General features: G+C 45.5%; 3 protein-coding genes and 1 pseudogene. All 4 read left to right on the top strand.

From position 1 onward, the window contains the following. Nucleotides 1-227: 227 nt before the first annotated feature. A pseudogene (locus N7974_RS20010) lies at nucleotides 228-3,274 on the top strand (Tn3 family transposase). Between the two features lie 538 nt (nucleotides 3,275-3,812). Next, nucleotides 3,813-4,385, top strand: coding sequence for an alpha/beta fold hydrolase (locus tag N7974_RS20005; RefSeq protein ID WP_317451636.1), 573 nt, complete (start codon nucleotides 3,813-3,815; stop codon nucleotides 4,383-4,385). Between the two features lie 223 nt (nucleotides 4,386-4,608). Next, nucleotides 4,609-4,929 carry an alpha/beta fold hydrolase gene (locus tag N7974_RS20000; RefSeq protein WP_262967294.1) on the top strand — a complete coding sequence of 107 codons (321 nt, stop codon included), beginning with the start codon at nucleotides 4,609-4,611 and terminating at the stop codon, nucleotides 4,927-4,929. 15 nt (nucleotides 4,930-4,944) lie between these two features. Beyond that, nucleotides 4,945-5,321, top strand: a 377-nt coding sequence (locus tag N7974_RS19995; protein WP_262967293.1) for a PAS domain-containing protein, incomplete at its 3' end; no start/stop codon positions are given.

Genomic DNA, 5,321 nt, shown 5'->3' with positions numbered 1-5,321 from the left:
ACAAAACTTTTTATAAAGTGCGCAGGTTCGTGCATCAACATGCTGTTGAAATACGTCCAATTCTAACACTGATTGGCTTACTCGTTTTCCTGCTGTTTTTCTAAGCTTAAAAACTTGAACATCGAGTTAAAACAATCCAAAATGGATAGGTCTTTCATTATATTTCACATGGTCATTATGGTGCTATATTAACGCTCGTTTTTACCTATACAATTTGCATGTGATCTATGCTGACTAAAAGCGAAAGACTTAACATACTATCCAGCCAGGAGCAATTCGCCTTGTATGGGCTGCCTGATTTTGACGACAGCCAACGGATGGAATATTTTATATTTACCGAACAGGAGATGGCACTGGTACTCGACCAACGGAGTGTGCATGCTCAAGTTTACTGCTCATTGCAAATTGGTTATTTCAAGGCCAAACAGGCATTTTTCCAATTTTCCAATTTTCCAATTTTCCTGGGATGAAGTGGAAGATGACTGTACTTTTATTCTGACACACTACTTCAATGATTTGGCTTTTCTTCCGGTAGCGATTACCAAGCATGAATATTACGCACAACGCGCGTTGATCGTTGACTTGTTTGGCTATCAGCTATGAGCGACGGATTTTTTACCGTCACTTGTCGAACGAGCTACTCAGGTTGTTTCACGCGATGTCACGCCCAGTTTTATCTTGGTTGAGCTTAAATGATCAGAAGATCGTTCGACCAGGCTATACGACATTACAGTCTCTCATCAGCGAAACACTGTCCAACGAACGTAAGCGACTGGGAGTGTTACTCACCGAGATGCTAGACGATTCAGCAAAAACGGCGCTCCAGCAACTTCTTGTGCGCGATGATACTTTGTCCGGATTGGCCGCCCTCAAACAAGACGCCAAACACTTTGGTTACCGCATGATGGTTTTGGAGCGGCAGAAGCGCACCGCCTTGGAACCCTTATATCAACTGGCTAAAGCACTCTTGCCAGAATTGGCAATTTCTCAGCAGAACCTTAACTATTACGCGAGTCTCGCGCATTTTTACACGATCTACGATCTTCGCCGCCTGAAGCAGGAACAGACCCATCTATACTTATTATGTTACGTCTGGCTTCGCTATCGGCAACTGACTGATAATCTGGTTGACGCCTTGGGTTACCGAATGAAGCGGTTCGAAGACTACACCAAGCTCAAGGCGAACAAGCTCATTGCCCAGAATCAGGCTAATAGACAACAGGAAACCTCTCAGATTGGGCGCTTGTTACTGATCTATGTCGATGAGCAGGTAATCGATGACACTTCTTTCGGCGAAGTCCGTCAGCAGGCCTTTGCCATCATGCCTAAAGATACATTACAAATCACTGGCCAACGCTTATGCGAGAAACCGTTGAACAAAATGGAACTGCGGTGGCAAGTGGTAGAGCAGTTGTCTACTCATTGTCGCAAGCACTTGCGTCCGCTTTACTGTGCACTCGATTTTTCCAGTACGGTGCCGGATAACCCGTGGTTGGCGGCGCTAACTTTAATGAAGGGCGTGTTTGCCAAACAACAACGCTTGTCGCTGCAACCGATGAACGAGTGCTTAGAAAAGACCGTCTCGCCGCGATTGCGACGCTATCTGCTGGTCATTGATACGGAGGGGAAAACTACTGGCGTGCAGGCTGACCGGTACGAATTTTGGATTTATAGGCAAATCAGGAAACGCTTCAAGTCAGGTGAGCTCTACCTGGCAGACAGCGTCCAGCATCAATGTTTCACGCATGAACTCGTTTCCCTGGAGAAGACGCCGACTGTGCTTCAGCAATTAGACATTTCCTGGGTACGTCAGCCTATAGAAGCTCAACTTAAAGTTTTGACCGATGAACTTCATAGCCTTTGGCTGGCATTCGACAGCGACCTCCGCCAAGGAAAGCTAAAACACCTTGAATACGATAGTCAGCTAAAAACACTCACATGGCATAAATACAAAGCCAGCAACGATAAAGCACTCCAGGAAAGTTTCTACAGCAAGATAGGCTTCTGCGATGTTGCCGATGTACTTCGTTTTGTTAATGAGCAATGCCAGTTTTTATCGACAATGACGCCGTTGCAGCCGCGTTACGCCAAGCAAATCGCCGACAAGGACAGTCTGTTTGCGGTTATCATCGCTCAAGCGATGAATTATGGCAATCTTAAAATGGCACAGACCAGCGATATTCCCTATCACATCCTGGAGACCACGCATCAGCAATACTTACGGCGGGCTACTCTGAAAAAAGCAAATGACGCCATCAGTAATGCTATCGCAGGGCTGTCTATTTTTCCACATTACTCGTTCGATCTAGGGGTATTGTACGGTGCCGTTGATGGGCAAAAACTTGGGGTCGAACACCCAACCATCAAAGCTCGGTATTCCAGAAAATATTTTGGAAGAGGGAAAGGCGTGGTGGCTTATACCATGCTATGTAACCATGTGCCCGTGAACGGGGGGCTGATCGGCGCCCATGAATTTGAAGCCCATTTTGTTTTCGACATCTGGTATCAGAATACATCAGACATCGTGCCAATGGTGATTACCGGTGACATGCATAGCGTTAACAAGGCCAATTTCGCAATCACGTACTGGTTCGGATTGCGGTTCGGATTGCGGTTCGAACTGCGTTTCACTAGCCTTGAGGTACAATTGAAGAATCTTTATTGCTGCGGTGATCCTGTGCAATACGAGAAATGTCTTATTCAGCCTGTTGGGAGTATCGACTTGAAGGCGGTTCTAGACGAGAAATCCAATATCGACCAGATCGTGGCCACTCTGGGAGTCAAAGAGATGACTCAAAGCACACTGATTCGGAAATTATGTACCTACACGCAATCAAACCCAACCCGTAGCGCGGTCTTTGAGTTCGATAAGCTGATCCGCAGCATCTACACATTGCGTTACCTGCGCGACCCACAAATCGAGCGCAACTCGCATCGTTCGCAAAACCGGATCGAATCCTATCACCAACTGCGAGCAGCAATCGCGCAGGTTGGCGGCAAAAAGGAACTCACTGGCAGGACGGATCTGGATATTGAAATCAGTAACGAATGTGGACGGCTAATCGCAAATGCGATCATTTATTATAATTCCGCTATCCTGTCACGGATACTCGACAAGTATGAAGCGTCCCCCAAACTGAAAATTTTGGCGCTCATCAAGAAAGTCTCTCCAGCGGCCTGGCGGAATATTCATTTTAACGGCCACTATGCCTTCAGAGATAGTGGGCAGAGCATAGGCCTTGATGCGATTGTAGCCAAATTGGAGTTGGAATAATGGGGTTGTTACGCTTGCTAAAGACTCGCCGGAATTTTCGGCGGTTTGGGCTTACACCCCCTAACATCAGTTATTAAAGGCGATGGCATCAACGGCCATTGGAAAACAAAAACGTAAGAGCCAACCAAGGGCAGTCAAACGCCGACCAAAACTCTTTCCTTTGCTGATGGTGCCAAGAAACGAGGCACGTTTAAGCCTTTGACTTTGTTTTTTTTATATTTGCGGTTAGCAGTATTAGATACTGATACCAAAGACTCCGGGGGTGTCGTGGAACAAACCGTTCTTTTGGTTAATTAACCCCAATTAGTGGCGGTACATTAATTGGTCGAAGTAACGTTTTTTGTTATTAAAAGTAAGATTCCCGGCTGTTAGAAACAGCTCAGCACCGGAACAGCGCTATATTTAAAAAAGTATCTCTGTTAAGCCCGACTACCTTATAAAACTGTGTTAGTATTTAAAGAAAAAATACTAAATAGTACTTTTTTAGTGTGCCAGGGTTTTTACAGAAAACCAGTTATTTTGGCGGCAGTATCGGTATCTGCCAAGCCCGCAAAACCCCGAGATTATTCCGGAGACAATCATAAATATTATTGACCGCAACAATGTACATGTAGAGGGCGACACTGGCCCGCTTCTGCTCTATGCCCACGGCTTTGGCTGTAGCCAACAAATGTGGGACCGAATTACTCCTGCCTTTGCTTCCACACACCGTCAAGTATTATTTGATTATGTTGGCAGCGGCAAATCCAATCTGGCGTTTTTCAATGTAACGCGTTATTCGAGTTTACAGGGCTATGTGCAAGATGTCCTCGACATTTGTGACGCACTCAATTTACAAAATGGTGTAACCTTTATCGGCCATTCAGTTAGCGCCAGCATCGGCTTACTGGCTTCCATCGCACGCCCGGAACTGTTTGACCGCCTTATATTGATTGGGCCTTCACCCTGTTACTTAAACTATCCACCTGACTATCTCGGCGGCTTTGAGACTGAAGATTTGATGGATTTGCTGGCATTGATGGATCATAACTATATCGGCTGGGCCAACTATCTCAGCAATTCTCATTATGGAAAGATAAATAAAATCAAACAGATAGCGCTTAGGTTTTGAACGTACGTGTGTATTCTACCGCAATACTTGCAAAGTAATCGAAGAGCCGAATTGGTAATAATATTAGCACCCTTGTTTTATAAGGCTTTACGGCATCTGTGAGAAACAAGATTCTGTAGAATTTAAAACAAGTTTGTAAATTTAAATCATAACATCATGATTTAAAGGTATTTTCCATAATGAGAATTGCTGCAACTATCTGGCACCGGTGATTGCCGGTGAAATGCATGACGGTGCGGTGTCTGGCGAACTCACTGACAGTTTTTGTTCCACTGACCCCGTGGCCGCTCGGGTGTTTGCAAAAACCACATTTTTCTCCGACAACCGTAGCGATCTGGCACGAGTATCATCCCCCTGCCTGATTCTTCAGCATCGCCACGATAACTTGGTACCACTGGCGATAGGCGATTATATACACGAAAACTTGCAGGACAGTACCCTCAAAGTACTGGATGTGAGCGGTCATTGTGCACACATGAGCCATCCTTCCTTAGTGATTGAAGCGATCCATGAGTATTTAAGAACCCCATCACCGCATCCGTAAAGCAGTCAACACGGTATGCATAACTTACTTGATCAGCTACCTTGTCCGACGCTCATTACGAATGGATCAGGCCATATTTTGGCAGCCAATGCCGAGTTATTGACTTTGGTGGGTGGAACGACTGAGCAATGCCTGCAAAAACCAATGGAAAAGTTTTTCCCTCCAGCCAGTCGAATTTTTTTACAAAGCCATATCTGGCCTATGTTGCTCCGTGATGCAGTAGTACGCGAAACTCACCTGAAAATCTGTAATACTCAAAATCAGCCTATTCCAGTGTTACTAAACTGTCAGCGTGGAAATTTTGCAGGCGTTAACAGCTATTTCTGGGCGTTCTTTGTATCCGTGGAACGCAACAAATTCGAGCAAGAACTATTGGACGCACGCAAACGCGC

This window comes from Methylobacter psychrophilus (assembly GCF_025583945.1).
In the GTDB taxonomy this organism is placed as follows: Bacteria; Pseudomonadota; Gammaproteobacteria; order Methylococcales; family Methylomonadaceae; genus Methylobacter_C; species Methylobacter_C psychrophilus.
The sequence above is the reverse complement of the archived record's forward strand: the minus strand, read 5'-3'. Positions and strand labels throughout refer to the sequence as shown.